The sequence below is a fragment of the Massilia sp. P2_C2 genome (assembly GCF_056404615.1).
On record NZ_JBFUDR010000068.1, the window covers coordinates 1 to 23,755 of the forward strand.

The 23,755-nt window shown below is 65.8% G+C and carries 17 protein-coding genes and 3 pseudogenes; 13 read left to right on the forward strand and 7 right to left on the reverse strand.

Features of this window, described 5'->3' with window-relative positions; genetic code table 11:
* The 4 genes and pseudogenes from AC1DYX_RS10720 to AC1DYX_RS10735 all read left to right on the forward strand — a co-directional run.
* Positions 1–329, forward strand: a 329-nt coding sequence (locus AC1DYX_RS10720; protein WP_477258800.1) for an asparaginase, incomplete at its 5' end; no start/stop codon positions are given.
* 226 nt (positions 330–555) lie between these two features.
* Complete coding sequence (locus AC1DYX_RS10725; RefSeq protein WP_477258801.1) at positions 556–2,952, forward strand: TonB-dependent receptor; 2,397 nt, start codon at positions 556–558, stop codon at positions 2,950–2,952.
* 30 nt (positions 2,953–2,982) lie between these two features.
* Positions 2,983–3,343, forward strand: a pseudogene (locus AC1DYX_RS10730) (IS701 family transposase); the annotation flags it as partial.
* A gap of 520 nt (positions 3,344–3,863) precedes the next feature.
* A pseudogene (locus AC1DYX_RS10735) lies at positions 3,864–4,022 on the forward strand (integrase core domain-containing protein); the annotation flags it as partial.
* Positions 4,023–4,233: 211 nt separating this feature from the next.
* On the opposite strand, the gene lldD reads toward AC1DYX_RS10735, so the two are convergent.
* The 7 genes from lldD to AC1DYX_RS10770 are packed head-to-tail and all read right to left on the reverse strand — an operon-like array spanning position 4,234 to position 10,961.
* Positions 4,234–5,367: an FMN-dependent L-lactate dehydrogenase LldD gene (gene lldD, locus AC1DYX_RS10740; RefSeq protein WP_477258802.1), complete on the reverse strand. Its 1,134-nt coding sequence runs from the start codon at positions 5,365–5,367 to the stop codon at positions 4,234–4,236.
* A gap of 12 nt (positions 5,368–5,379) precedes the next feature.
* Positions 5,380–6,144 (reverse strand): SDR family NAD(P)-dependent oxidoreductase, encoded by a 765-nt coding sequence (locus tag AC1DYX_RS10745; protein WP_477258803.1) that lies wholly within the window; start codon positions 6,142–6,144, stop codon positions 5,380–5,382.
* Positions 6,137–7,447, reverse strand: coding sequence for an L-fucose:H+ symporter permease (gene fucP, locus AC1DYX_RS10750; protein WP_477258804.1), 1,311 nt, complete (start codon positions 7,445–7,447; stop codon positions 6,137–6,139). Before fucP ends, AC1DYX_RS10745 begins: the two co-directional genes overlap by 8 nt.
* Before the next feature lie 42 nt (positions 7,448–7,489).
* Complete coding sequence (locus tag AC1DYX_RS10755) at positions 7,490–8,356, reverse strand: fumarylacetoacetate hydrolase family protein (RefSeq protein WP_477258805.1); 867 nt, start codon at positions 8,354–8,356, stop codon at positions 7,490–7,492.
* A 34-nt stretch (positions 8,357–8,390) separates the two neighbouring features.
* Positions 8,391–9,398, reverse strand: a complete 1,008-nt coding sequence (locus AC1DYX_RS10760; protein ID WP_477258806.1) for an aldo/keto reductase — start codon at positions 9,396–9,398, stop codon at positions 8,391–8,393.
* A gap of 1 nt (position 9,399) precedes the next feature.
* Positions 9,400–10,623 (reverse strand): UxaA family hydrolase, encoded by a 1,224-nt coding sequence (locus tag AC1DYX_RS10765; RefSeq protein WP_477258807.1) that lies wholly within the window; start codon positions 10,621–10,623, stop codon positions 9,400–9,402.
* Between the two features lie 2 nt (positions 10,624–10,625).
* Positions 10,626–10,961 (reverse strand): UxaA family hydrolase, encoded by a 336-nt coding sequence (locus AC1DYX_RS10770; RefSeq protein WP_477258808.1) that lies wholly within the window; start codon positions 10,959–10,961, stop codon positions 10,626–10,628.
* A gap of 219 nt (positions 10,962–11,180) precedes the next feature.
* Between AC1DYX_RS10770 and AC1DYX_RS10775 the strand changes: the two genes are divergently transcribed.
* From AC1DYX_RS10775 to AC1DYX_RS10815, 9 genes and pseudogenes are all read left to right on the forward strand, one after another.
* Positions 11,181–11,996, forward strand: a complete 816-nt coding sequence (locus AC1DYX_RS10775; RefSeq protein ID WP_477258809.1) for an IclR family transcriptional regulator — start codon at positions 11,181–11,183, stop codon at positions 11,994–11,996.
* A gap of 284 nt (positions 11,997–12,280) precedes the next feature.
* Complete coding sequence (locus tag AC1DYX_RS10780) at positions 12,281–15,010, forward strand: TonB-dependent receptor (protein ID WP_477258810.1); 2,730 nt, start codon at positions 12,281–12,283, stop codon at positions 15,008–15,010.
* Positions 15,011–15,114: 104 nt separating this feature from the next.
* Positions 15,115–17,454 carry a hypothetical protein gene (locus AC1DYX_RS10785; RefSeq protein ID WP_477258811.1) on the forward strand — a complete coding sequence of 780 codons (2,340 nt, stop codon included), beginning with the start codon at positions 15,115–15,117 and terminating at the stop codon, positions 17,452–17,454.
* Between the two features lie 145 nt (positions 17,455–17,599).
* The gene (locus tag AC1DYX_RS10790; protein ID WP_477258812.1) at positions 17,600–17,788 is read left to right on the forward strand and encodes a hypothetical protein; all 189 of its coding nucleotides are present in this window, start codon (positions 17,600–17,602) and stop codon (positions 17,786–17,788) included.
* Positions 17,789–17,815: 27 nt separating this feature from the next.
* A pseudogene (locus tag AC1DYX_RS10795) lies at positions 17,816–18,716 on the forward strand (IS5 family transposase).
* Positions 18,717–18,980: 264 nt separating this feature from the next.
* The gene (locus tag AC1DYX_RS10800) at positions 18,981–19,427 is read left to right on the forward strand and encodes a MarR family winged helix-turn-helix transcriptional regulator (protein WP_477258813.1); all 447 of its coding nucleotides are present in this window, start codon (positions 18,981–18,983) and stop codon (positions 19,425–19,427) included.
* Between the two features lie 26 nt (positions 19,428–19,453).
* Positions 19,454–20,956 carry an MDR family MFS transporter gene (locus AC1DYX_RS10805; RefSeq protein WP_477258816.1) on the forward strand — a complete coding sequence of 501 codons (1,503 nt, stop codon included), beginning with the start codon at positions 19,454–19,456 and terminating at the stop codon, positions 20,954–20,956.
* 16 nt (positions 20,957–20,972) lie between these two features.
* Positions 20,973–22,397: an efflux transporter outer membrane subunit gene (locus AC1DYX_RS10810; RefSeq protein ID WP_477258814.1), complete on the forward strand. Its 1,425-nt coding sequence runs from the start codon at positions 20,973–20,975 to the stop codon at positions 22,395–22,397.
* Entirely contained in the window at positions 22,394–23,542 is a 1,149-nt protein-coding gene (locus AC1DYX_RS10815) for an EmrA/EmrK family multidrug efflux transporter periplasmic adaptor subunit (protein ID WP_477258815.1), read from the forward strand. Before AC1DYX_RS10810 ends, AC1DYX_RS10815 begins: the two co-directional genes overlap by 4 nt.
* The last annotated feature ends 213 nt before the right edge of the window (positions 23,543–23,755 follow it).

The window sequence follows — 23,755 nt, forward strand, 5'->3', positions numbered from 1 at the left end:
CGGACATGGTGTCGGGCGACTCGCGCACCGACCTCGCCTGGATGCAGGCCGGCGGCGGCGACTGGGTCGCGAAGATCGGCGCCGACGCCGTGCAGGCCATCGGCATCCGCTCGGCCGGCATCGGCATCGCCATCAAGGTGACGGACGGCGCCCCGCGCGCCCTGCACCCGGCCACGTTCGCCGTGCTCGATCAGCTGGGCCTGCTGGACGAGCGGCGCCGGGCGCACCTGGAACCCTACCGCGCGCCGCCGATCAGGAATGCGCGCGGCACCGTGGCTGGCGACGTGCACGCCGTCTTTACACTGGAAAAGGTTGAGTCGCCGGTGTAGTCTAGTTGCCGAAACATATCGAACATCCGTCGAACCCGGAGCGTCACTTTTGGAAAGTGACATTCCGATGCCTCGGACTGTCTCGTTTTTTCACATTTGCGTATCAAGGCTATCGAACTGTCGTCACGAGGATATATGCTTCCATGTAACAAATTTAACGCTGCATTGATCGAATGAATTTCACGAGCCCACGATGAAACCGAGTCAGCGGAATTTACCAGTGCATATGAAGGTCCGTGCCGTCAGTCTTGCAGTGGCCACGACTGTTGCGGCAGCGGGCGTGCCGGACGTCTGTCGTGCCCAGGAGGACCTGCCGGTGGTCACGGTCACGGCCCAGAGCCGCAGCCAGGCAATCCAGAACGTGCCGATCGCCGTGCAGACGCTGGCCGGTAACGTGCTCAAGGATGTCGGCGTGGTCAACCTCGCCGACATGGAGGCGTTCGTCCCTGGCCTGTCGGTCGATGCGTTGCAATCCACCCGTCCGTTGATCTTCCTGCGCGGCGTCGGCACCCAGGACTACGGCATCGGCACGGACTCGCCAGTGGGTATCTTCACTGACTCCGTGTACACCGGCAAGACCGGCGGATCGCTGCTCAACTTCAATGACGTCAAGCGGGTCGAGGTGCTGAAAGGCCCGCAGGGCACGCTGTTCGGACGCAATGCGGCGGCCGGCGTCATTTCCATTGTCACCAATGATCCGGTCGAGCGGCTCGAAGCCAGCGGACTGGTCCGGGTCGGTACCCGCGGGGCGGTCCATGCCGAACTGCTCTACAACACCCCGCTGGCCGAGGGGCTGGCGTTGCGCATCTCGGCGGTCGACCAGCAGGACAACGGCTGGGCCCGCAACACCTTCGACGGCCGGCGCATGGGCGACGACGGCGACCGCGGCCTGCGCGCCGCCCTGCGCTGGCGGCGCGACGACATCGAGGCCATCATCGGCTGGGAACACGAGGTGATGCGCGCGTCCGGTCCGCCGGTATTTTCCCTGACCGGCGGGAAGATCGACTTCACCGGACCCAGGACCTGGATCGATCCGCTGACGCAGCCGCTGGCCAACGACGCCTTGCCCAATGCGCAGTCGCGCACCTTCGACGGCCTGACCCTGCGCGTGACGACGCCGCTGCGCAACGCGACACTGAGCAGCATCACCGCCTACCGTCACTTCAACACACAGAACTGGCAGGACAACGACGGCTCGATGAATCCGGCAGCTTACATTGGCATCGGCAATGTCGAAGCGAACTCGACCTGGCAGCAGGAATTCAAGTTGAGCGGGCGCACCGGCGCGCTCGACTGGGTGGCCGGCGTCAGCGCGTACCGCGAGCGCGCAGACCAGGCGGAAAACGTGGACCTGACGACCAGTTCGCTGGACACGCTGATCGGCCACGCCGCCGGCATGGCGCCCTATGCGACCCTGACCCGCCTGGCCCAGGGCATCGGCGGCGCCACCGGCAACGCGGCGCTGCAAGGACTGAGCCTCGCCGGCCTGCCGTGGCGCGAGAGCATCCGCGACAAGGGCGAATACCGCGCGTACGCCGTGTATGGCGACACGATCTGGCACCTGGCCCCGGCCACCAACCTGACCTTCGGCGGCCGCCTCACGCACGACGACAAGCGCTTCAGCTGGTACAACCCGCCGCGTACCGCCAGCCAGCTCGACGCCAGCCTCGCCACCATGCGACAGGCACAGCTGTTTCCGACCGCGGTCGCCCTGAAACTGCTGACGCCGCAACAGGCGGCAATGCTGCAGGCCGTGGCGACGCGTAATGTCGAGTTCAACAACACCGTATCGATCGCCGCGCCGTTCACGTCCTCCAGGAGCTGGAACAACTTCAGCCCGCGCATCGTCCTGGACCACCACCTGACGCCGGACCACATGGTGTACGGCTCGTGGAGCAAAGGCTATCTGGCCGGTGGCTTCGATGCCGTCGGTGTGAATGGCCATTACGACGAGGAACTGGTGACGAATACCGAGATCGGCATCAAGGGGCAGGTGCGCGCGCTGGGCCTGTCCTACGACGCTTCGATCTTCCATTACGATTACACCGGCCTGCAAAGCATCACCCTCGTGCCCTCCAATGCCGCCGCCGGCGTGCCCAGCTACCAGGTGGTCAACAGCGACCAGCGCGCCACGGGCGCCGAGCTGAGCGCGCAGTGGACGCTCAACCGGATCTGGCGCCTGAACGGCGCGCTGGCCTACCTCGACCAGACGTATGCGCACTACGTATCGCCGACCGGGGTCAGGCTGGACGGCCAGCCGGCCGGCGCAGCGCGCCTGAGCGCCACTGCCGGCGCCAGCGCGCGCTGGCCGCTGTGGGACGGGACGGCGGACTTCAACGTGATGCTCGGCTACAAAGGCGCACAGCGCTGCAATGCCGACACGACGGCGCAGGGAACGTGCAATCCGGACGGCAGCGTCGGTGCCGGCGAGGCGCGCGAGAAGGTCGATGCGCGCCTTGGCTGGTCCGCGCCGTCCGGCAACTGGGGCGTGGGCGTGGTCGTGACGAACCTCACCAACCGGCAATACGTAACGGTCGGCACGCTCGGTGCGGTCGTGGGCTCGCCTTACGGCTATATGACCAGGCCGCGCATGATCGCGCTCGAGCTGCGCGGACGGCTCTAAGCCTTGGCTCTAAGCCTTTATGCGTTGCCGGTGGGCTGGGCCGATTTCATGGTCCGCAAGGATCACGCCATTCGCCGCCATTGGGAGCTCGTGTGCTGCGCATTTGTCTTTTGCTGGTGGTATGCAGACTGCCGCTGGCGTGTCAGCGACGAGATGCGGCATCCTGACAGGATCGCGCCGCCGTCAACGCGGCGGGAATAAAATCGACGTCGTGAAAACGACGCCGTGCTGGACCCGGTCGTTGCGCGCGGTCCGGGCCTGGCTGGCCCCGGCGCACTGGCTGGCGCGTTGCTGGGCCGCGTTCTCCGCAATGCCCCCGCCCCCTGAACTTACGGCCCTGATCGAGGCCGTAGTCGCAAGCCAGGGAATCAACCTCTACCTTCGCATTTAACAAACTACCGTTAGGAAAGCAGACGTTCAACGTCCGACGTGAGGGGCGCCTTGCGGCTTCGCGCAAGGCGTCCCCTTGACGGAGGGGTTAGGTTTCTTTGCCACGGTGCCTCGATCTCCTCAGCTGCTCTGTTTTGCATGAGGTGCGGCTAGTGCTGATCATTGCTTTGAAATCCTTGGACGTAGCTATGTTCCGAGAAACGACACGCGCTGTAGGTGCATGCAGAAGCGAGTTTCGCCTGAGTGGCTCAGGGAACGGCCGTGCATCGGCCGTTCGTTGTGGTCTGGATCAAAATTTCCTAGACGATTCTCAATGAATTCTCCGATCTTCTCAATTGCAGTCACCTGCATATGCTCGGGATATCCGGGGAAATCTTCCACCAGTTCTCGTGGTACCGCAATCGCTACAGTCTTGGAATATTTATTTGGTCGAACCGGATCGTTATTCAGCTTCCAATGCACACATAGCTTGAATCCATCTCCTCCCAATGGAACGGCTATGTGTTCGCTTCGCCGGACAATATGCGGCCATGGCGGAGTCGATGGTTGGGGTGGCGCAGTCCTTCGCGTTCTACAACGATGAACGGCCGCACCAGTCGCTGGGCTACCGCACCCCGGGCGACGTCTACCGGAGCGGCACCGGTGGCGGAGCGCTGATCGTTGATAAGTATGGTGACGCGGGCGAAGGCCAAGAACCTTGCCGGGGCTGCCACTGGAGGATGAGGTCCTCCAGCGGCCAGAGGAATGCAGTGCGGGGCAGCGCCGATCCGCTGCGGCAGTGGAAGCGGATACAGCTTAAATTAGCCAGGAAATTGTCTTGACTGTGGGGGCCACTTTATATGCCCGGCCGCAGAGTTAGGTTACCGTCCTGCGCCGCCGTCCATCCCGTCCTCAGTCGGTCAGCAGATGGGGGCCGATTTCCCCGATCGACTTAACCCCGGTTAACACCATCGTCGTGCGGATTTCCTTCTCCATGATGGACAACAGGCGCTCCACGCCGGCCTGGCCATGCGCCGCCAACGCGTAGACAAAGGCACGGCCCAACAGCACTCCATCGGCCCCCAGCGCCAACAGGCGAAATACGTCGGCTCCCGTGCGCACGCCACCGTCGGCGAAGATCGTCATCTGTCCGCTCACCGCATCGGCAATCGCCGGCAGCGCCAGTGCGGTGGGCTGCGCACCGTCCAATTGGCGTCCGCCGTGGTTAGACACGACGATACCGTCGGCCCCGAAACTCAACGCGGCGCGGGCGTCGTCGGCCTCCAATATGCCTTTGATAATCATGGGGCCGTCCCACTCGTCACGGATCCACTGCAGATCGCCCCACCCTATGCCCGGATCGAAATTCGCGCCCAGCCAGCCGATATAGTCTTCGAGGCCGGTCGCCTGGCCGCGGTACGCCGAGACGTTGCCCAAGTCATGGGGACGCCCGCGCACGCCGACGTCCCAGGCCCAGCGCGGATGCAGCATGGCCTGCAGCATCCGGCGCGCCGCGGCGTTCGGTCCGCTCATGCCGCTGTGGGCATCGCGGTAGCGCGCACCAGGAACTGGCATGTCGACGGTGAACACCAGGGCGGCGGCGCCCAGTGCCTTGGCTCGCTGCAATACATCCCGCATGAAACCGCGGTCCTTGAGCACATACAGTTGAAACCAGATCGGCCGGTTGACCTCACGCGCCACCTCGGCCAACGGGCAAACCGACACCGTCGACTGAATAAACGGGATATTGCGCGCGCATGCCGCACGCGCCGCCTGCACCTCGCCGCGCCGCGCGTACATGCCGGTCAGTCCGACCGGCGCCAGCGCAAGCGGCAAGTCATGGGTGACGCCAAACCAATTCGCCGTCAGGTCCAATTCAGCCGCTCCCTGCAGGACGCGCTGGCGCAGGCCGATCGACTGCAGGCTGTCGACGTTGGCGTTGAGCGTCCGTTCGGCGCCGGCGCCGCCGTCCAGATAGTGGAATAGGAATGGCGGCAACTTGCGGCGCGCTGCCGCGCGGAAATCGGTTGCGGATGAAATAATCATGGCAGGCGTCCCTTAGCTATTTAGCGAAACAAAGCCGCCGTCGATCGGATAGTCGCTGCCGGTAACGAAAGCCGCCTCGTCGCTGCACAGGTACAGCGCCAGCGCCGCCACCTCGTCCGGCCGCCCCATCCTGCCGATCGGCTGCGTCTGCGCCAAGCGCTCGAACATCTCGGCCTCCCGCCCCGGATACTGCTTGGCCAGGAAGCCGTCAACGAACGGCGTGTGCACACGGCCAGGCGAAATCGAATTGCACCGGATCTTGTCCGCCAGATAGTCCTTGGCCACCGACAAGGTCATCGCCCACACCGCCCCCTTGGCGGTGGAATAGGCGAATCGCTCGCCGACCCCCACCCATGCCGCCACCGAAGCCATATTGACGACGACGCCGCCGCCATTGTCGCGCAGGCGCGGGATGGCCGCGTGCAGACAATTGTAGACGCCCTTCACATTAACGTTGATGACGCGGTCGAAATCCTGCTCGTCGGTGGTGTCGGCCTTGCCGATATGAGCGATACCGGCGTTGTTGATCAGGATATCGATCGGACCGATCGCCTCGAACGTGGCGTGCACCGCAGCTTGGCGCGTGACGTCGCAGGCGTGGCCATACGCCGTGCCGCCCGCTGCGCGGATCTCGTCCACCGCCGCCGCGCAGGCCGCCTCGCTGATATCGACGATATGTACCACCGCGCCTTGGCGCGCAAATACGGCGGCGATGTCTTTGCCGATGCCGCTGCCGCCGCCGGTGACGACGGCCGTCTTGTCTGTGAGTTTAAACATGTTTTAATGCCTCGATAGTTAACGAAGTGGCGCGTAATGGTCGTTCCTGCAGCGCGGAGCGCGCGAACCAGGCGATCACAAGGAAGCAGAACAGCGGGACCGCATAGCCATAGCGCACGCTATGTCCGATGTCGCTGAGGTGGCCAAACAGCAGCGGCAGCACCGCGCCGCCCACGATGGACATGATAATCAGGCTGCTACCGGTCTCGGTCTCGGCGCCGGCGTCGCGGATCCCGAGCGCGAAAATGGTGGGGAACAYGATGGACATGAAGAAGGCGATACCGATCACCGCGCCCAGGCTGACGCCGCCACCGGCGAGCATCGCCACGCCAGACAGCGCCACGCAGATCAGCGCATAGCACAGCAACAGCATTTCGGACCGGATGTACTTCATCAGCCAAGTGCCAACGAAGCGGCCGACGACAAAAGCCAGCCCGCAGCCCCAGCCCAAGTAGTCAGCTGCGGCGACCTGCGAGAGCCCGGCCACGCTGGACGCGTACAGGATGAAGAAACTGAATACGCAAACTTGAGCACCGACGTAAAAGAACTGGGCGATCACGGCGCGTCGGATTGCCCCGCGCCGCAGGGCCCGGGCGAGCGCGACCGCCAGCGAAGGCGGCGCCCCGGCGATGCCCGTCGCGCCGCCGAACGCGGGCAGCTTGAGGAAGTAAAAGATCACGGCGATGGCGACGATGACCAGCGCGATCGTCAGATACGGCCCTTTGACGCTGGCTGCTTCAGCCGCCAGGGTGGCGCGGTGCACCGCGTCGGGCATGGCCAGCAGTTGCGCCTCGCCGGCGCCTTGGACCAGAATCAAGCGGGCTCCCACGATCGGCGCCAGCGAGGCCGCCAGTCCATTGAACGATTGCGCCAGGTTGAGGCGATGCGTGGCGCGGTCCGCCCTCCCCAGCATGGAGATGTACGGATTGGCCGCCGTTTCCAGCACGGCCAGGCCGCAGGCGATGATGAACAGCGCGGCCAGGAAAAACGCGTAACGCTGGGTGTCGGCGGCCGGAATGAACAGCAGCGCGCCGACGGCAAACAGCGCCAGGCCAGCCATCATCGCGCGCTTGTAGCCGAACCTGCGGATCAGCACGCCGGCGGGCAGCGCCATCAGAAAGTAGGCGATGTAGACGGCCGAATCGACCAGGGCCGCCTGCAGCACACTGAGGCTAAACGCCCTGCGCAAGTGGGGAATCAGGATCGGGTCGAGATTATGGACGAAGCCCCACATGAAAAACAGCGAGGTGATCATGATAAAGGCGAACGTGTGCGACTGCCGGCCGTGTGGTTCGGTCATCATTGTAAAGTCTCCAGGGAGGGCGCGCCTGGCGGCCCGATTGGCTTAGCGGTCGATCAGCGCGGGATCCCACGCGTGGACGGTCTGGTTCTGCTGGCCCAGGCCCGTGATGCCCAGCACCATGCGGTCGCCGGGCCGCAGGTACACCGGGTCCGGCTTCTGGCCCAGGCCGACGCCGGGTGGCGTGCCGGTGCTGATCACGTCGCCCGGGTTGAGCGTCATGAAGCGGCTGATGTAGCTGACCAGGTGCGCCACCGTGAACACCATGGTGCGAGTATTGCCGGCCTGGTAGCGCTTACCGTTCACCTCCAGCCACATGTCCAGGTTCTGCGGGTCGGGCACCTCGTCGGCGGTGACCAGCCACGGGCCGACCGGGCCGAAGGTATCGCAGCCCTTGCCCTTGTCCCACTGGCCGCCGCGCTCGAGCTGGTACTCGCGCTCGGACAGGTCGTTGACCACGCAATAACCGGCCACGTGGTCCAGCGCGTCGTCGACTTCGACGTAGCGCGCGCGGGTGCCGATCACCACGCCCAGCTCCACCTCCCAGTCACTCTTAACCGATGCGCGCGGCAGCACCACTGCATCGTTGCAGCCGATGATGGCGCTGGTGGCCTTGGCGAACAGCACCGGTTCCGACGGCACCGCCATGCCTGATTCGGCAGCGTGGTCGGAATAGTTCAGGCCCACGCAGATCATTTTGCCGATGTCGGCCAACACCGGCGCCATGCGTACTGGACCGTCGACCAGTGGCAGGTCCGCCGGATCGAGCGCACGCAGACGATCCAGCCAGGGAACGCTCAGTTGGGCCGAACTCAGATCAGACAGCAGGCCGGACAGGTCGCGCAGCCCGCCCTGGGCGTCAAGCATGCCGGGTTTTTCATAGCCCTTGGGGCCGAAGCGCAATAATTTCATGGTCGTCCTTTAAGTTCCAGTCAAAAAAATCACATCAGCCCGGCGTCGGCGCGTCGGGGTCGATCAGGCCGCCACGGCGCAACGCCTGCCACAGGCCGGCCGGCAACTGCTGGGCGCTCCAAGCGGCGTTCTGGCGCAGCTGCGCCGGGCTTTGAGCGCCGACCACGCACGACACCACCGCCGGATGGGCCATCGGGAACTGCAGGGCGGCCGCCTGGATCGGCGCGGCGTGCGCGGCGCATACCGCCTCGATCGCGGCGACCCGGGCGATGATCTGTTCCGGCGCGTCGGCATAGTTGAATTTCCGGTTGCCGGCCAGGATGCCGGAATTGAACGGGCCGCCGATCACGATGCCGATACCGCGCTGCGCGCAGCGGTCCAGCAACGGTGCCAGCGCCGCCTGCTCCAGCAGCGTGTAGCGCCCCGCCAGCAGCGCACAATCGATATCGCACACCTCGATCGCCTCGGTCACGGCCTCCCATTCGTTGACGCCGAGGCCGATGGCGCCCACGCTGCCCTCCTCGCGCAGCCGCAGCAGCGCGCGAAAACCGCCGCCGCTGGTCAGCTCACGCCAGTAGAGCTCGTGGCGCGCCCCGTGCGTCACCCTGCCGATGTCGTGCACATACAGGATGTCGACATGGCTCAGACGCAGACGCTGCAGGCTCTCGTCGTGCGAGCGCATCACGCCGTCGTAGGTGTAGTCGAAGTGGGGCCGGAACGGCAGCGGCTTGGCCCAGCCGTTTTCGCCGGGCCGCACGTCCGCGTCGGGCAGCATCACGCGCCCCACCTTGGTGCTGACCACGAAGCTGTCGCGCGGCCGCTCGCGCAGCGCGGCGCCCAACCGGCGTTCGGACAAGGTGTGGCCGTAATAGGGTGCGGTGTCGAAATAGCGGATGCCCGACTCCCACGCGGCATCAACGATGGCATGCGCCTCGTCGTTGCTGATCGCCTCGTACAAACCACCCAGCTGGGCGCAGCCCAGGCCCAGGCCGCTTAACGCGATGTCGCGGCGCGCCAGCCTGCGCAGATCCTTGAGCGCCATGTCAAGCCGCCTTCAAGGGAAAACAGCCGGGGCCGGTCGGCGTGAACTGTTTGTAAGTGAGGATGAATTCCTGGTGCCCCAGGGCTTCGGAGCAGCTCTGCGCGCCGTTGGCCACCTGCGCCACCAGCGTCACGATCTCGGCGCCGACCTGCTCCAGCGTCGCGGCGCCGGTCAGGATGCGCCCCGCGTTCACGTCCATGTCCTCGGACAGGCACTCGAACGTGGCCGGGTTGGCGCACACTTTGATCACCGGCGAAATAGCCGAGCCTACCACCGAGCCGCGCCCGGTGGTAAACAGCGTGACATGCGCGCCACAGGCGATCAGTTCGACGATTTCGGCGTTGTCGGAAATGTTAGGGAAACCGAAGCGTACCTCACCGTCCGGCACCACGTCCAGCAGATACAGGCCGCCGGTTTCGGGCTGGTCGCCCGGCTTGAGGATGCCGCTGATCGGCGAGGCACCGCTCTTGGCGTAGGCGCCCAGCGATTTCTCTTCCTGCGTGGTCAGGCCGCCATCCGCGTTGCCGGGCGCGAAGCTGCCGTGGCCCAGCACCGTGTAATAGTGCGCCGCCTTGTTGACGCAGGCAACGATGGCCTCGCCCAGCTCCGGCGTGGCCGCGCGGCGCTTCATGTGGAACTCGCAGCCCACCAGTTCGCCCGTCTCTTCGAAGATGCAGGCGGCGCCGGCCGCCACCAGCTGGTCGAACGCCACGCCGACGGCCGGGTTGGCGGTGATGCCGCTGGTGCTGTCGGAGCCGCCGCAGATGGTGGCCACCACCAGCTCGTCGAGCCGCATCGGCACGCGCTGCTGCGCGTCGAGCGCCTCGCGCGCCCAGCGCACCCATTCGACGCCGTCGGCCACGCTGGTGCGGGTGCCGCTGTTCTGCTGGATGGTGATGGTGTGCACCGCCCGGCCGCTGGCCGCCACTTCCACCTCCAGGCCGCGGCGGTTGAAGCTCTCGCAGCCCAGCGACACCAGCAGCACCGCGCCAACGTTGGGATGGGTGGCCAGGCGCCGCATCATGCGGTCGGCGTAGTCGTTCGGATAGCAGCCGGGGAAGCCGATCAGGTGCACCTCCTGGCCGGGGAAGGCGTTGACGATCAGGCGCGCCACGTGGTGGGCGCATTCGACGGTGTACGCAACGACGACGACGTTGCGGATGCCCTTGCGGCCGTCGGCGCGCAGGTAGCCCGACAGGGCGGTGGAAGACGACGTGGTGCTCATGATCAATGGGTGCTCCTGGAATAGGGACGGGCGTCCGCGCCCAGCGTGTAGGTCGGGATGTAGTCGCTAACGAGGTTGTGCGTGTGCAGGACCGCCCCGGCTGCCACCTCTGCAGTGACGGTGCCGATCAGCGCGCCATAGCGCAGCACCTTGTCGCCGGGCCGCAAGGCATGGCGGGCGACCTTGTGTCCCAGCGGAACATCTTCGGGCAGGACGACGAGGTCGCCGTCCAGCTCGATTGCCTCGCCGGCGGCCAGGGACAGGCGGGCGATCAGGCAGTTGTCGTCGGGTGACATGAGCAGCAGGTGCGGTGCAGTGAGCAACGGGGCGGTTGGCATGGGTAAGTCCTTCGGGGTTGAAAACGTTCGACCCAGACAGTATCACCCAGAATTTTACATTTATCAATGAAAACATTTTTTATTGGTGATTTTCTATGACAACCAGAATCGCGGACGACTGCCAGAAAGCAGTGGCGTATTGCGGAATATTTGCAAAAGCATCTTTTACATATAAACTGGCTCGCTCTTCTCCCCTTATCGTGAACCCGAAGGCCAAGTATGCCGTCAAGACCCCTCTCCAAGGCCAGTCAGGCGCCGGAAGCCGACGCCTCCCAGCCCAAGTACGCCGCGCCCGCCCTGGACAAGGGTCTGGATATCCTCGAGCTGCTGTCGGAGACGCCGGCACCRCTGACGCTGAGCCAGATCGCCAAGGCGCTCGACCGCAACTCCAACGAGATCTTCCGCATGATCGTCACGCTGGAACAGCGCGGCTATCTTCAGGCGGACGAGAGCGACCGGTATTTTTTGACGCTCAAGATGTTCGAGCTGGCGCACCGCCATCAGCCGATACGCTCGCTGGTGTCGACCGCGCTGCCGCTGATGCGCGAGTGCGCCAATCGTGCCAAGCAATCCTGCCACCTGACCGTGTATGAGGGCGGCAGGCTGATCGTGGTGGCCAGCGTCGAAAGCCCGGACCGCTGGGTGTTTGGCCTCAAGGTCGGGGTGCTGGTCGGCTTGTCGGACACCGCTTCGGGGCTGGTGATGCTGTCGTTTCGCGACGCCATCGAGCGGGCGCGCATTCTGGCCGCGCACGTCCGGCTCGATGGCGAAGCCGAGGTCGACCCTGGCCAACTGGAGCGCCAGATCCAGGCCACGCGTGAGGTCGGTTACGCGCTGATGCCGAGCAAACAGATCCGCGGCGTCACCAACATCGCCTATCCGGTGTTTTCCACCGAGGGCGCGGCGCGTGCGGTCATCCAGGTGCCCTACATCGAGCGGGTGGACGACGTGGTCACCCCCAGCATCGAGCAAGTCCGGCTGGTCCTGCAGGACATCTCCTCCAGCCTGTCGCGCCTGATGGGCTTTAGCGGCTAGGACGCCGCATCCCGCCTGCCCGCGACGCGGCAGGCGCCCCACCCTCCCCGCTCAAAAAAACAACAGCCCGTCGGGACGCGCAGCCGCGCTGCGCCCCGGGTAATGTGGTCGCGGCGAAAAAAATCGCCCACAGGCAATTTTTTGTTTGTCGTTTTTTATATTTGAATATAGTATTTACTCACGAAATGCGAGCATCCGGCGGACATTCGGAAATTTAAGAGTACAAGACAGTCGGCGGAACCGGGAAATCCCGGTCACCGCCGATTCACCACACAGGAGACGAAATGCGCACCATTTGTTTAGTCGTATCGGCCGGCCTCGGCCTCATTGACACTTCGGCCTCGGCCCAGGCGGTCAATCCACCCGAGAACGCACCACAGGCGGCCGTCACCGAGGCGGCCGAGCCCCAGTCGGTGGTCGTCAAGGGCGTGCGTCAGAGCCTGCAGAGCGCCGTCCAGAAGAAGCGCCTGTCCGAGGTCATCAGCGACACCATCTCCGCCGAGGACATGGGCAAGTTCCCGGATCAAAACTTGGCCGAGTCGCTGCAGCACATCACCGGCGTGCAAATCACACGCAGCAACGGCGAAGGCCAGAACGTCAGCGTCCGCGGCATCGACCCGCAGTTCAACCGCGTGCTGCTGAACGGCCGGGCCATCACCTCCCCTAGCGGCGACCGCAGTTTCAACTTCGCCAATCTCTCATCGGACTTCGTCAGCACGCTGGAGGTCTACAAATCGCCTTCCGCCGACATGGAAGAAGGCGGCCTGGCAGGCACCGTCAACGTCATCACCGCCAAGCCGCTCGATATCCGCAAGCGCAAGATCGTGGCCAACGTGGAAGGCGCCTACGACAGCAACGCCGGCAAGACCACGCCGCACGTCTCGCTGCTGTACAACGACGTCAGCGCCGACCAGACCTGGGGGGTGACCTTGGGTGGCGATTTCGGCAGAAAGTCGCTGTCGACGCAAAAATACGAGGCCTTCGGCCTGGAACAGCGTCAGATTTCCGCCCTGGCCCCCGTGGTCAACGGCGGCTCCGGCGGCTCGCGGAGCGATGTGGTGGGCTTCAACCACGCCGCCAACTTCGGCATGGTGGAGGGCAACACCGAGCGTCAGAACTATCTCGCCACCGTCCAGTACAAGCCCAACTCGGCGCTTGACGTGCGTTTCAACGTCCTCTATTCGAAATACGACACCGACGGCACCTATCCGGTCAACTCGCAGCGCTTCACCAACATCGCCGGCCCCAACGCCGCCGTGGTGGACTATGTGAACAACAATGGCATCCTGACCTACCTGGACGCGAACGGCGTCGATCAGCGCAACAATTCGCGCGACCAGAAAACGCTGGAAACCATCTTCTCGCCCGCGCTCAGCGCCACCTACAGGACCGGCGACTGGCGCTTCAACGGCGAGCTGTCGAGCTCGAACGCGGCCCGCACCGCCAATTCGCTGGCGCTGGAAGTGATCGGCCGGGCCAACGTGTCGGAGGACCTGCGCCAGCATCCGGGCGAACTGCCGACCGTGGTGTACAGCCGCGGCTACAACCCGCTCGACGCCTCGGGCTACGTGGTGCTGGGCGCCAACGGCGACTATCAGAGAAAGAACAGCGAGAACAACCGGGCCGCACGGTTTGACGTCAAGTACAACGCCGACTGGGGCGTCGTCAGCTCGATCGAGGCCGGCCTGCGCTACTCGACCAACAAGGAAGACGTCGGATCAAGCCACTTCTCGGTCGGCGCCGAACAGCTGGCCGGCGCCCTGGGCGCGACCTACAATCCGAACATTGAGGGCGGATCGTTCAACGCGGCGCCGTACATGCGGCTGCACCAGAGCTCGAATTTCCTGAGCGGCGTGAGCGGCGCCGCGCCGACGTCCTGGCTGGCCTCCGATCTTAATCTGCTGCTGGCGAAGTTACCGTTGGATAAGATGCTGGCGCTGTCGCCACCGACCGCCAACCTGGCCAGCGTGTATCAGGTCGAGGAAACCACGACCGCCGGCTATGGCAAGCTCAATTTCGACGCCGCCGACGGCCGCTTCACCGGCAACCTCGGCGTGCGGGTCGTCAAGACCGAGCAGCTGTCGAGCGGCTACGCGCCGGATCTGAGCAAAATCGTGTTTTCGCAGCAAGGCGCCACCACGACGATCCCCAACGTCACGGCCACCAGCGTTCGCCGCACCTACACCAATGTCCTGCCGAGCCTGAACACCCGCTTCGAGCTGACGAAAGACCTGGTGGCGCGTGCCAGCATGGCCAAGGTGATGTCGCGGCCCAACCTGGGCTTGCTGGCGCCTAACACCAACGTGAACGCCAACGTCAAGACCATCTCGGGCGGCAATCCCGATCTGAAGCCCTACATGGCCAACCAGTTCGACCTGTCCCTGGAATGGTATCTGCCCAAGGGCGGCCTGGCCTCGGGCGCCTTGTTCGAGAAGGACATCAAGAACTTTGTCGTCAGCACCAGCTCGTCGCAAAACCTGACGGTCAACCTGGCCGAGGGCGGCTCCACCACGCAGACCTTCACGGTGCTGCGACCAGGCAACGGCGGCGACAGCAAGCTGCGCGGCGTCGAACTGGGTTACCAGCAGCCGTTCACCTTCCTGCCGGCACCGTTCGACAAATTCGGCGCGATCGCCAACTACACCTACGTCGACGCCGCGCCGACCCGGGTGGTGGAGAACGGACCGCTGATCCCGCTGCCAGGTGTCTCGAAACACAATTACAACCTGATCGCCTATTATGAGGACGACGTGTTTGGCGCGCGCCTGTCGTACAACTACCGCGACCGCTTCGTGGTCGATTCGAGCAGCTACTTCGGCGACGGCCAGTTCACCCAGCCGTTCAAGCAACTGGACATGTCCATGACGTATAAAATCAACAAATCGGTCGACCTGGCCCTGCACGCGCTGAACCTGGGCAACAACGCCTTGGTCAACGTGGACAAGTACGGCATCAACCGCGGCGTCGAGGTCACCGGGCGCCGTTATTCGCTGGGCCTGCACATCGCGTACTAATGCGCCCGGCCCGCGAGGGCCGTCGCGCGGGACGCCGTCAATGCTCATTGACGGCGTCTTTTTTGCATAGGCCGTCCGATCACCTCTGTCGTTGAAAGAACCTGATGTTGAAAAAAGTACTGCTTCCCCTCGGGCTGTTGACGCTGAACTGCCTGGTGCCGCCGGCGCTGGCCGAAACGCTCAAAGTCGACAACGCCAAGGCGTTGGCCGCCGCGCTGAGGCAGGCCCGCGTGAACAAGCACATCACCCGGATCGAGCTGGCGGCGGGCACCTATGCGCTGACCGCCCCCATCACGCTTGACGAAGGCCTGTCCGGCACGCCGGCGCAGCCATTTGTGCTGGCGGGCGCACCGGGCGCCCGTGCCGTCCTGGACGGCACGGTAGACCTGCCGCGGCTGCACTGGCGGCCGTGGAGTGGCGGCGTCTGGCGCGCACCGCTGCGGGACGGCGCGTTCCAGCGCCTGTGGCTGGGCCCGCGGATGCTGACGCGGGCGCGCTATCCGAACTACACCGCGGGGCCGCAGACCTTTGGCGGCGTGGCAGCCGACGCGGCATCGGCTGCGCGCGCGGCGCGCTGGCGCGATCCGGCCGGCGGCGTGTTGCATGCCCTGCATGGCGGCCTGTGGGGCGGCGTGCAGGTGCCGATCCTGGGGAAGAACGCCGACGGCAGCCTGCAGTTCGGCAGCCAGGTCGGCAATAACCGGGTGGCACCGCCCAACGCGCAGGCCCGCTATGTCGAGAACATCCTCGAGGAACTCGACGCCCCCGGCGAATGGTTCCACGACCACGCCGGCGGCTGGCTCTACTACATGCCGCCGCAGGGCTCGCGGCCGCCGGCGACGGGCTTCCGCGCCGGCAAGCTCGAGGCCCTGATCCGGATCGAGGGCAGGAACGGGCCGGCGCACGACATCCGCGTCGAGCGGCTGGAGTTCAAGGACACGGAGCCGACCTTCCTCAAGGCCACTGAACCGCTGCTGCGCTCGGACTGGAAGTTTTATCGGGTCGGTGCGGTGACCATCGAGAACGCCGCGGCCGTCGCCGTGCGCGACTCCGATTTCCGCGATCTGGGCGGCAACGCGATCGTGGTCAGCGGCCGCGCCAGCCAGGTCAGGGTCTCGGGCAACCATATCCGCGACATCGGTGGCACCGCGATCGCCTTCGTGGGGCGCCCCGAGGCCGTCCGTTCGCCGCTGTTCGAATACGAGGAGAAGCTGGAGCTGTCGGCAATCGACCGCACCCCCGGCCCGAAGTCCGACGCCTACCCGCAAGACAGCGTGGCCGAGGATAACCTGATCCACGATATCGGCCAGGTGGACAAGCAGGCGGCGGGCGTGGAGATCGCCATGGCCGCGCGCATCGCGGTCAGCCACAACTCCATCTACCGCATCCCGCGCGCGGGCATCAACATCGGCGACGGCACCTGGGGCGGCCACTTGATCAGTGACAACGACGTCTTCGACACCGTTCTGGAAACCAGCGATCACGGCGCGTTCAACAGCTGGGGCCGCGACCGCTATTGGCACCCGGACCGGCGCGAGATGGACCGCAGAACGACGGCCGAACGCCCCCTCGTCCAACTCGACGCGCTGGAACCGGTGGTGATCAAGCACAACCGCTTCAAGTGCGACCACGGCTGGGATATCGATCTGGACGACGGCTCGTCGAACTACCTCATCGAAGACAACCTCACCTTGTCGGGCGGCCTCAAACTACGGGAAGGCTTCGACCGGGTGGTGCGCAACAACATCTTCGTGAACGGCACCCTCCATCCGCATGTGTGGTTCAGCAACAGCGAGGATGTGTTCGAACACAATATCGTCATGACCGCCTATCAGCCGATCGGCATCACGACGTGGGGCCGCAGCGTCGACCGCAATCTGTTCGTCACGGCGGCGGACCTCAAGCAGGCACAGGCGAACGGCACCGACGCCGCCTCCACCGCTGGCGACCCGCAATTCGTCGCCCCCAAGGAGGGCAACTTCGCGGTCGCCCGCACCTCGCCGGCGCTGGCGCTGGGCTTCGTCAACTTTCCGATGGATCAATTCGGCGTGCGCACGCCACGGCTGAAGGCGCTGGCTGAGCGGCCCGCGATTCCGGCGCCCGAGCTGGCAGCGGCGGCCGGCACCCAGGAACCGCCGCGCACCCTGCTGGGCTTGACGATCAAGTCCATCGAGACGCTCGGCGAGCAATCGGCGGCTGGCCTGCTGTCGAAGGAAGGCGTGCTGGTCCTCGCGGTCGAGCCGGCAAGCAATGGCGGCAAGGCGGGACTGCAGCCGCGCGACGTGATCATCGGCCTGGCCGGACGGGCGGAAGTGCCAGAGCAGATGACCGCCACGGCCACGGCGCTGGTGGCGACGGTACGGGCCAGACATTTTCAACAGAACGTTGACTTGATCGTGATCCGTAACCAGAAAAGGACCCTCATCGCGCTTCCAGTGCAGTAAGCGCGCGCCGGACAGGGTGCCCGGCCAGGCAGGCGCTTGGCCGGGCGCCTGGTGTCCGCGCGTCGAGGCTGCTTCAACAACCAGCGCCGGACGGCGCCGCCAACAGTCGGCGTACCCCGGGCGAGACTGCAAGCGAGACCGCATCATGAACCAATCATCCGTCAACCAGCCACAGCCCGGCCACGGCACGGCCGATCCGGCGCCCGAGCGCCGGTCCACCACCCTCCGGCAGCGCAGGCTGCGTGACCTCATCGCACGGCTCGCCGCGGGCGACATCGACATCCCCGGCACCGCCGGCCGGTTTTGTTGCGCAAATCAGGCTGGGGCAGCGTAGAAGCCACAGGTCTGGTAGCCTGAACGGATGAAACCAGCTTCACAGAAGTACCGCACGACCAACTGGAAGACGTACAACGAAGCATTGAAGTCACGCGGCTCGCTGCTCATCTGAGCCGAGCGGCAAGCGCGGGCGCAGACGGACATTCAGCGACGAGGCGATCCAATTCTGCCTGAGCATCGAGTGCCTCTTCAATTTACCACTCCGCCAGGCCATGGGCATGACGCAAAGTCTGCTGCGCCTGGCCAGGCTCGACTGGCCGGTGCCGGACTACAGCACGGTAAGCCGGCGGCAAAAGACGCTGCAGGTGGCCATCGGCGCCGTGCCGACCACGACGGGCTTGCATCTGCTGGTGGACAGCACGGGCACCAAGATGCTGGGCGAAGGCGAATGGAAGACGAAGAAGCATGGCGCGGATTACCGCCGCCAATGGCGCAAGGTGCATCTCGGGATCGACGCGTCCACGCTCGAGATCCGGGCCATGGAAGTGAGCGACAACAGTGTCGGCGACGCACCTGTCCTGCCAGCGCTGCTCAGCCAGATTCCTGCCGACGAACGCATTGCCAGCGTCAGTGGCGATGGCGCTTACGACACGAAGGACTGTCATGAAGCCATCGCTTTGCGCGCCGCGCATGCCATCATCCCGACCCGCAAGAACGCCAGGCCCTGGAAGGCAAACCGCTGCGGTGCCGATGCTCGTAACGACATCCTGCGGGCGACCAAAAGGGTGGGACGGGCAATATGGAAGAGATGGAGCGGCTACCACCGGCGCAGCCTTGTCGAAACCAGGATGCGCTGCTTCAAGCTACTGGGCGAACGTGTCATGGCACGCGACTTTGACCGTCAGGTCGCCGAGCTGCAAGTGCGGGCTGCCGTGCGGAACCGCTTCACTCGGCTGGGCATCCCGGTTACGGTCCCAGTGTTATAAAACGAACTACAAATAGCGTCAGCTCGGCCTTCGCTCGATTTGCTCAACAAAGCCCTCCAGATTTGAACGTCCGTTTGGCCGATAGCGGACGGCCAGCACGGCTCAGTGTACCGAGCTGTTGCCGTCAGAGCAATTAAAGGCTTTGTTTGGCCTCTTAGCTCCCAGGCAAGGCCGCAACAACCGGATTCACATGCATTCGGCCGCTTGCGCCGTTTGATTGCATGATTTAAACTCGATAGGTATCTATCTATTACCTATCTAATCATGAGTCAACTACCCGAATCGTTCGAGGAACGGTTCTCGGCCGCCCTGCACACCAGCGCGCGGCTGTGGCGGCTGGCGCTGGACAAGCGCCTCAAGCACCTGGGCGTCGGCCAGTCCGGCTGGATGACGATCGCGATGATCGCCAAGTCGGGCGAGCCGCTGTCGCAGCGGGCGCTGGCCGACCTCGTCGGTGTCGAAGGACCGTCGATGGTGTCGATGCTGGACCGCCTCGAGCGCGACGGCCTCGTCACGCGCGCCGCCTCCCCGACCGACCGCCGCGTCAAGCTCGTGCAGCTGACCGACGCCGGCAAGACCATCTATGCGGAGGTGCTGAAGGTAGCGACGCCGTTCCGCACCGACCTGCTGGCCGGTCTCGACCCGCAGGCGCTGGCCAGCGCGACCCTCCTGCTGGAGACGCTGAAGAAGCGCCTCGAGGACGCCCTGTGAGCACGGCAGCACCCATCAACCGCACCATGATCACGATCTCGATCATGCTGGCGACGATCATCCAGGCGCTCGACGGCACCATCGCCAACGTCGCCCTGCCGCACATGCAGGGCTCGCTGTCGGCGTCGCAGGACCAGATCACATGGGTGCTGACGTCGTTCATCGTGGCCGCCGCCATCGCGACGCCGCTGAACGGCTGGCTCGTCGACCGTTTCGGCCTGAAGAACGTGTTCCTCGTCTCGGTCGCGGGCTTCACCGCCGCCTCGGTACTGTGCGGGATCTCGGCCACGCTGACGGAAATCGTCGTCGCGCGCATGCTGCAGGGCGTGTTCGGCGCGGCGCTGGTGCCGTTGTCGCAGTCCGTCCTCCTCGACATCAACCCGCGCGAAAAGCACGGCTCGGCGATGGCCGTATGGGGCATGGGCGTGATGATCGGCCCGATCCTCGGCCCCACGCTGGGCGGCTGGCTGACGGACAGCTACAGCTGGCGCTGGGTGTTCTTCATCAACGTGCCGATCGGCGCGCTCGCGTTCTGGGGCATCTGGCGTTATATCCACGGCACGGCCGGCGCGCGCCGCATCCGCTTCGACACGTTCGGCTTCGTCACCCTGTCCATCGCCATCGGCGCGCTGCAGATGCTGCTCGACCGCGGCGAGCAGAACGACTGGTTCGCCTCCACCGAGACCTGGGTCGAGCTGGTCCTGACGGTCATGGCCTTCGCCTACTTCATCGGCCACACCCTGACGCGCCCCGCCGGCGCATCGTTCGTCGACTTCCGCCTGCTGAAGAACGCGAACTACGTCACCGGCCTGCTGCTCATCTTCATCGTCGGCATGGTGCTGTTCGCCACGCGTGCGCTGATGCCGACGATGCTGCAGGGCCTGATGGGCTATCCAGCCAAGCTGGCCGGGTTGGTCACGGCACCGTCGGGCCTGGGAACCATGGTCGCGATGATGATCGTCGGGCGCCTCACGGGCAAGATCGATTTCCGGTTGCTGCTCGGCGTCGGCTTCGCCATCACGGCGTTCTCGCTGTGGCAGATGATGCATTACACGCTCGTGCTGTCGCGGTCCGACGTCGTGTGGCCGGGCGTCGTCCAGGGCGTGGGCCTCGGCCTCGTGTTCGTGCCGCTGTCGGCCGCCACGTTCGCCACGCTGTCCCCGCAGATGCGCGCGGAAGGCACCGCGCTGTACAGCCTCGTGCGCAACATCGGCTCGTCGATCGGCATCGCCCTCGTGCAGGCCCTCCTCGTGCGCAACACGCAGATCGCGCACGCTTCGCTCGCCGCGCACGTGAACGCCGCCAACCCGGCCGTGCGCGATCCGGCGAGCCTGTACGACATGGCCACGCAGGCCGGCCCCGCCCTCATCAACAACGAAATCACGCGCCAGGCGTCGATGATCGCCTACGTCGACGACTACCGGCTGATGATGCTCATGACCATGGCCGTGATCCCGATGCTGCTGCTGATCCGCCCGCCCAAGGCCTCCGCCGCGCCCGCGCAGGTGGACCACGCCGCCCTTGAATAACCATACCGACTACACCGTGCGACACTCCAGATTCTTCCCCCTTGCCGCCGCGGCCCTGCTGTCCGGCTGCATCAGCGTCCCGCCGGACACGAGCAAGGCGCCGGGCCCCGACTTCGCCCGGGCCCGGCACGCACCGGCCATCCAGCTGCCCGCCGACGCCTGGCCTGCCGAACAGTGGTGGCTCGACTACCGCGACCCGCAGCTGAACGCCCTCGTCGCGCGCGCCCTGCACGACAACCCGGGCCTGGCCGTGGCCGCCGCACGCGTGGCCAGCGCCCGCGCGGCGTTCGGCGCCCAGGTCGCGGACGAAGGCGGCCGCGTCGACCTTGCCTCCGGCCTGAACCGCCAGCGCTATTCGTCGAACGGCTTCTTCCCGCCGCCGATCGGCGGGGCGTGGTTCAACGATGCCAACGTCGCGCTGCGCGCCTCGTACGACTTCGACTGGTGGGGCAAGCACCGCGCTCTCATCGCCGCCGCGCTGGGCGAGACGAATGCCAGCGCCGCGGAAGCCGCGCAGGTCCGGCAGATGCTGGCGGCCAGCGTCGTGCAAAGCTACCTGCGCCTGCAGATGCAGTGGGCGCGCCAGGACAACACGAACGCGCTCGTCGCCGTGCAGCGCGACCTCGTCGCCGAGCGCCGCGCGCGCATGGTCCATGGGCTGGTCAGCGCCGATGCGCTGGAGAGCGCGGAGCTGGATCTCGCGAGCCTGCGGGAACAGGCCGCGCACTACGACACGGACGCGGCGCGCGAACGCGAGGCGCTGCGCGCGCTGACCGGCGGCGACGTCGCGGCATTGAACGACCTCGCGCGCTTCCAGCCGGCGCCGGCGCTGGACGCCGTGCCGCGCGAACTGGGCATGGAACTGCTGGCGCGCCGGCCCGACCTGCAGGCGGCGCGCTGGCGCGTCGAGGCGCAGCTGGGCCGCGTGGCCGCCAGCGAAGCGGCGTTCCGCCCCGACATCAACCTCGCCGCCGCCATCGGCCTCGATGCGACGTCGCTCGGCAAGCTGCTGCGCTACCCGAGCCGCACGCCGCTGATCGGCGCCACGCTCGACCTGCCGCTGTTCGACAGCGGCCGCCTCAAGGCCCAGCTGGGCGTGGCGCGCAGCAGCCGCGACGAACTGCTGGCCGAATACAACGAGGCCGTGCTGAATGCCGTGCGCGACGTGGCGCGCGAGGCGGCCACCTTGCAGGGCATCGCCAAGGAGACGGAGGCGCACGCGGCCACCACGCAGGCCAGCCGCAAGCTGGCCGCGAACGCCGAGGCCCGGCTCGCGCGCGGCCTGGCCGACCGCGCCGCCGTGCTGCAGGCAAGACTGGCCGTGCTGCGCCAGCGCGACGTCGACCTGCAACTGACGGATGCCCGTTTGCAGACCCAGGTCGCCCTCGCCCGCGCACTCGGCGGCGGCTATCACCCAATCCAATACGAAGTAAGACCTTGAGCACCCAAGCCCCAACGAATAAAAAGCGCCGCGCCGTCCTCGCCGGCATCACCGCCGCGTTCCTCGCCGCCGGTGCCGCATATGGCGCGTACTACACCCTCGTGCTGTCGAAACGCGTCGAGACCGACAACGCCTACGTCGGCGGCAATCTCGTGAACGTGTCGTCGCAGGTGACGGGCAGCGTCGTCGAGATCCGCGCCGACGAGACCCAGCTCGTGCAGGCGGGCATGGAGATCGTGCGCCTCGACCCGTCCGACGCCGAGGTCGCGCTGGCCCAGGCCGAGGCCCGCCTGGGCACGGCCGTGCGCCAGCAGCGCGAGCGCTACACGAACGTCGCGCAGTACGAGGCCGTCGTCGAACAGCGCCGCGTGGAACTGAAAGAAAAGCAGGAAGACCTGGCACGGCGCGCGCCGCTGGCCGCCGACAACGTCGTCTCCGGTGAGGACGTGGCGCACGCGCGCCGCGCCGTCGACGATGCGCAGGCCGCGCTTACCGTCGCGCAGAAGCAGCTCGCGGCCGCGCGCGTGGCGGTGGCCGGCGTCGCGCCCGCCGAACACCCGAACGTGCTGGCCGCGAAGGCCGACTACCTGTCCGCCTGGCTGACCGCGCGCCGCAACGCCATCGTCGCCCCGGTGTCTGGCTATGTGGCCAAGCGCAGCGTGCAGGTCGGCAGCCGCATCGCACCGGGCGCGCCGCTGCTATCCATCGTGCCGCTCGACCAGCTGTGGGTCGACGCCAACTTCAAGGAATCGGAACTGCGCGACATCCGCGTGGGCCAGCCGGCCAGGATCGAGGCCGACATCTACGGCGGCAAGGTCGTCTACCACGGCAAGGTAGTGGGCCTGGGCGCGGGCACGGGCAGCGCGTTCTCGCTGCTGCCGGCGCAGAACGCGACGGGCAACTGGATCAAGGTCGTGCAGCGGGTGCCGGTACGCATCTCGCTCGATCCGAAGGAACTGGCCGCGCATCCGCTGCGCGTCGGACTGTCGGCCACGGTCGACGTCGACATCAGCCAGAAGGGTGGCAGCGCCCTCGGCATGGCCGCGACGCCGGCGCCGGCGTATGCGACCAGGGTGCTCGATCAGCCGTTGCAGCAGGCGCAGGCGGCGACGGATGCGATCGTCGCCAAAAACATGGCCAATTGAAAACGGTACGCTCGACGTTTCGTAGGGTGGGCACCCCTGTGCCCACGCGTGACGTTCGCGATGTGTTGGCGTTCGACGCGTGGGCACGGGGTGYCCACCCTGTAAAGGCAAAGTTAAAATGTCCGCTTTGGGCAAAGTTGAAATGTCCGCTTTTTGTGGGGTCTCAGACACGCTTTTGGGCGGACGCTTTCTTTGCTGAGCCAACACCTTGCG

What these genes read in the sequence shown, in the direction of transcription:
- AC1DYX_RS10800 (WP_477258813.1), top strand. Translation starts at nt 18,981, where the DNA reads ATGAGTCAACTACCCGAATCGTTCGAGGAACGGTTCTCGGCCGCCCTG.
- AC1DYX_RS10760 (WP_477258806.1), bottom strand. Translation starts at nt 9,398, where the DNA reads ATGGCGCTCAAGGATCTGCGCAGGCTGGCGCGCCGCGACATCGCGTTA.
- AC1DYX_RS10725 (WP_477258801.1), top strand. Translation starts at nt 556, where the DNA reads ATGAAGGTCCGTGCCGTCAGTCTTGCAGTGGCCACGACTGTTGCGGCA.
- AC1DYX_RS10755 (WP_477258805.1), bottom strand. Translation starts at nt 8,356, where the DNA reads ATGAAATTATTGCGCTTCGGCCCCAAGGGCTATGAAAAACCCGGCATG.
- AC1DYX_RS10745 (WP_477258803.1), bottom strand. Translation starts at nt 6,144, where the DNA reads ATGTTTAAACTCACAGACAAGACGGCCGTCGTCACCGGCGGCGGCAGC.
- AC1DYX_RS10805 (WP_477258816.1), top strand. Translation starts at nt 19,454, where the DNA reads ATGATCACGATCTCGATCATGCTGGCGACGATCATCCAGGCGCTCGAC.
- AC1DYX_RS10765 (WP_477258807.1), bottom strand. Translation starts at nt 10,623, where the DNA reads ATGAGCACCACGTCGTCTTCCACCGCCCTGTCGGGCTACCTGCGCGCC.
- lldD (WP_477258802.1), bottom strand. Translation starts at nt 5,367, where the DNA reads ATGATTATTTCATCCGCAACCGATTTCCGCGCGGCAGCGCGCCGCAAG.
- AC1DYX_RS10790 (WP_477258812.1), top strand. Translation starts at nt 17,600, where the DNA reads ATGAACCAATCATCCGTCAACCAGCCACAGCCCGGCCACGGCACGGCC.
- AC1DYX_RS10780 (WP_477258810.1), top strand. Translation starts at nt 12,281, where the DNA reads ATGCGCACCATTTGTTTAGTCGTATCGGCCGGCCTCGGCCTCATTGAC.
- AC1DYX_RS10770 (WP_477258808.1), bottom strand. Translation starts at nt 10,961, where the DNA reads ATGCCAACCGCCCCGTTGCTCACTGCACCGCACCTGCTGCTCATGTCA.
- AC1DYX_RS10785 (WP_477258811.1), top strand. Translation starts at nt 15,115, where the DNA reads ATGTTGAAAAAAGTACTGCTTCCCCTCGGGCTGTTGACGCTGAACTGC.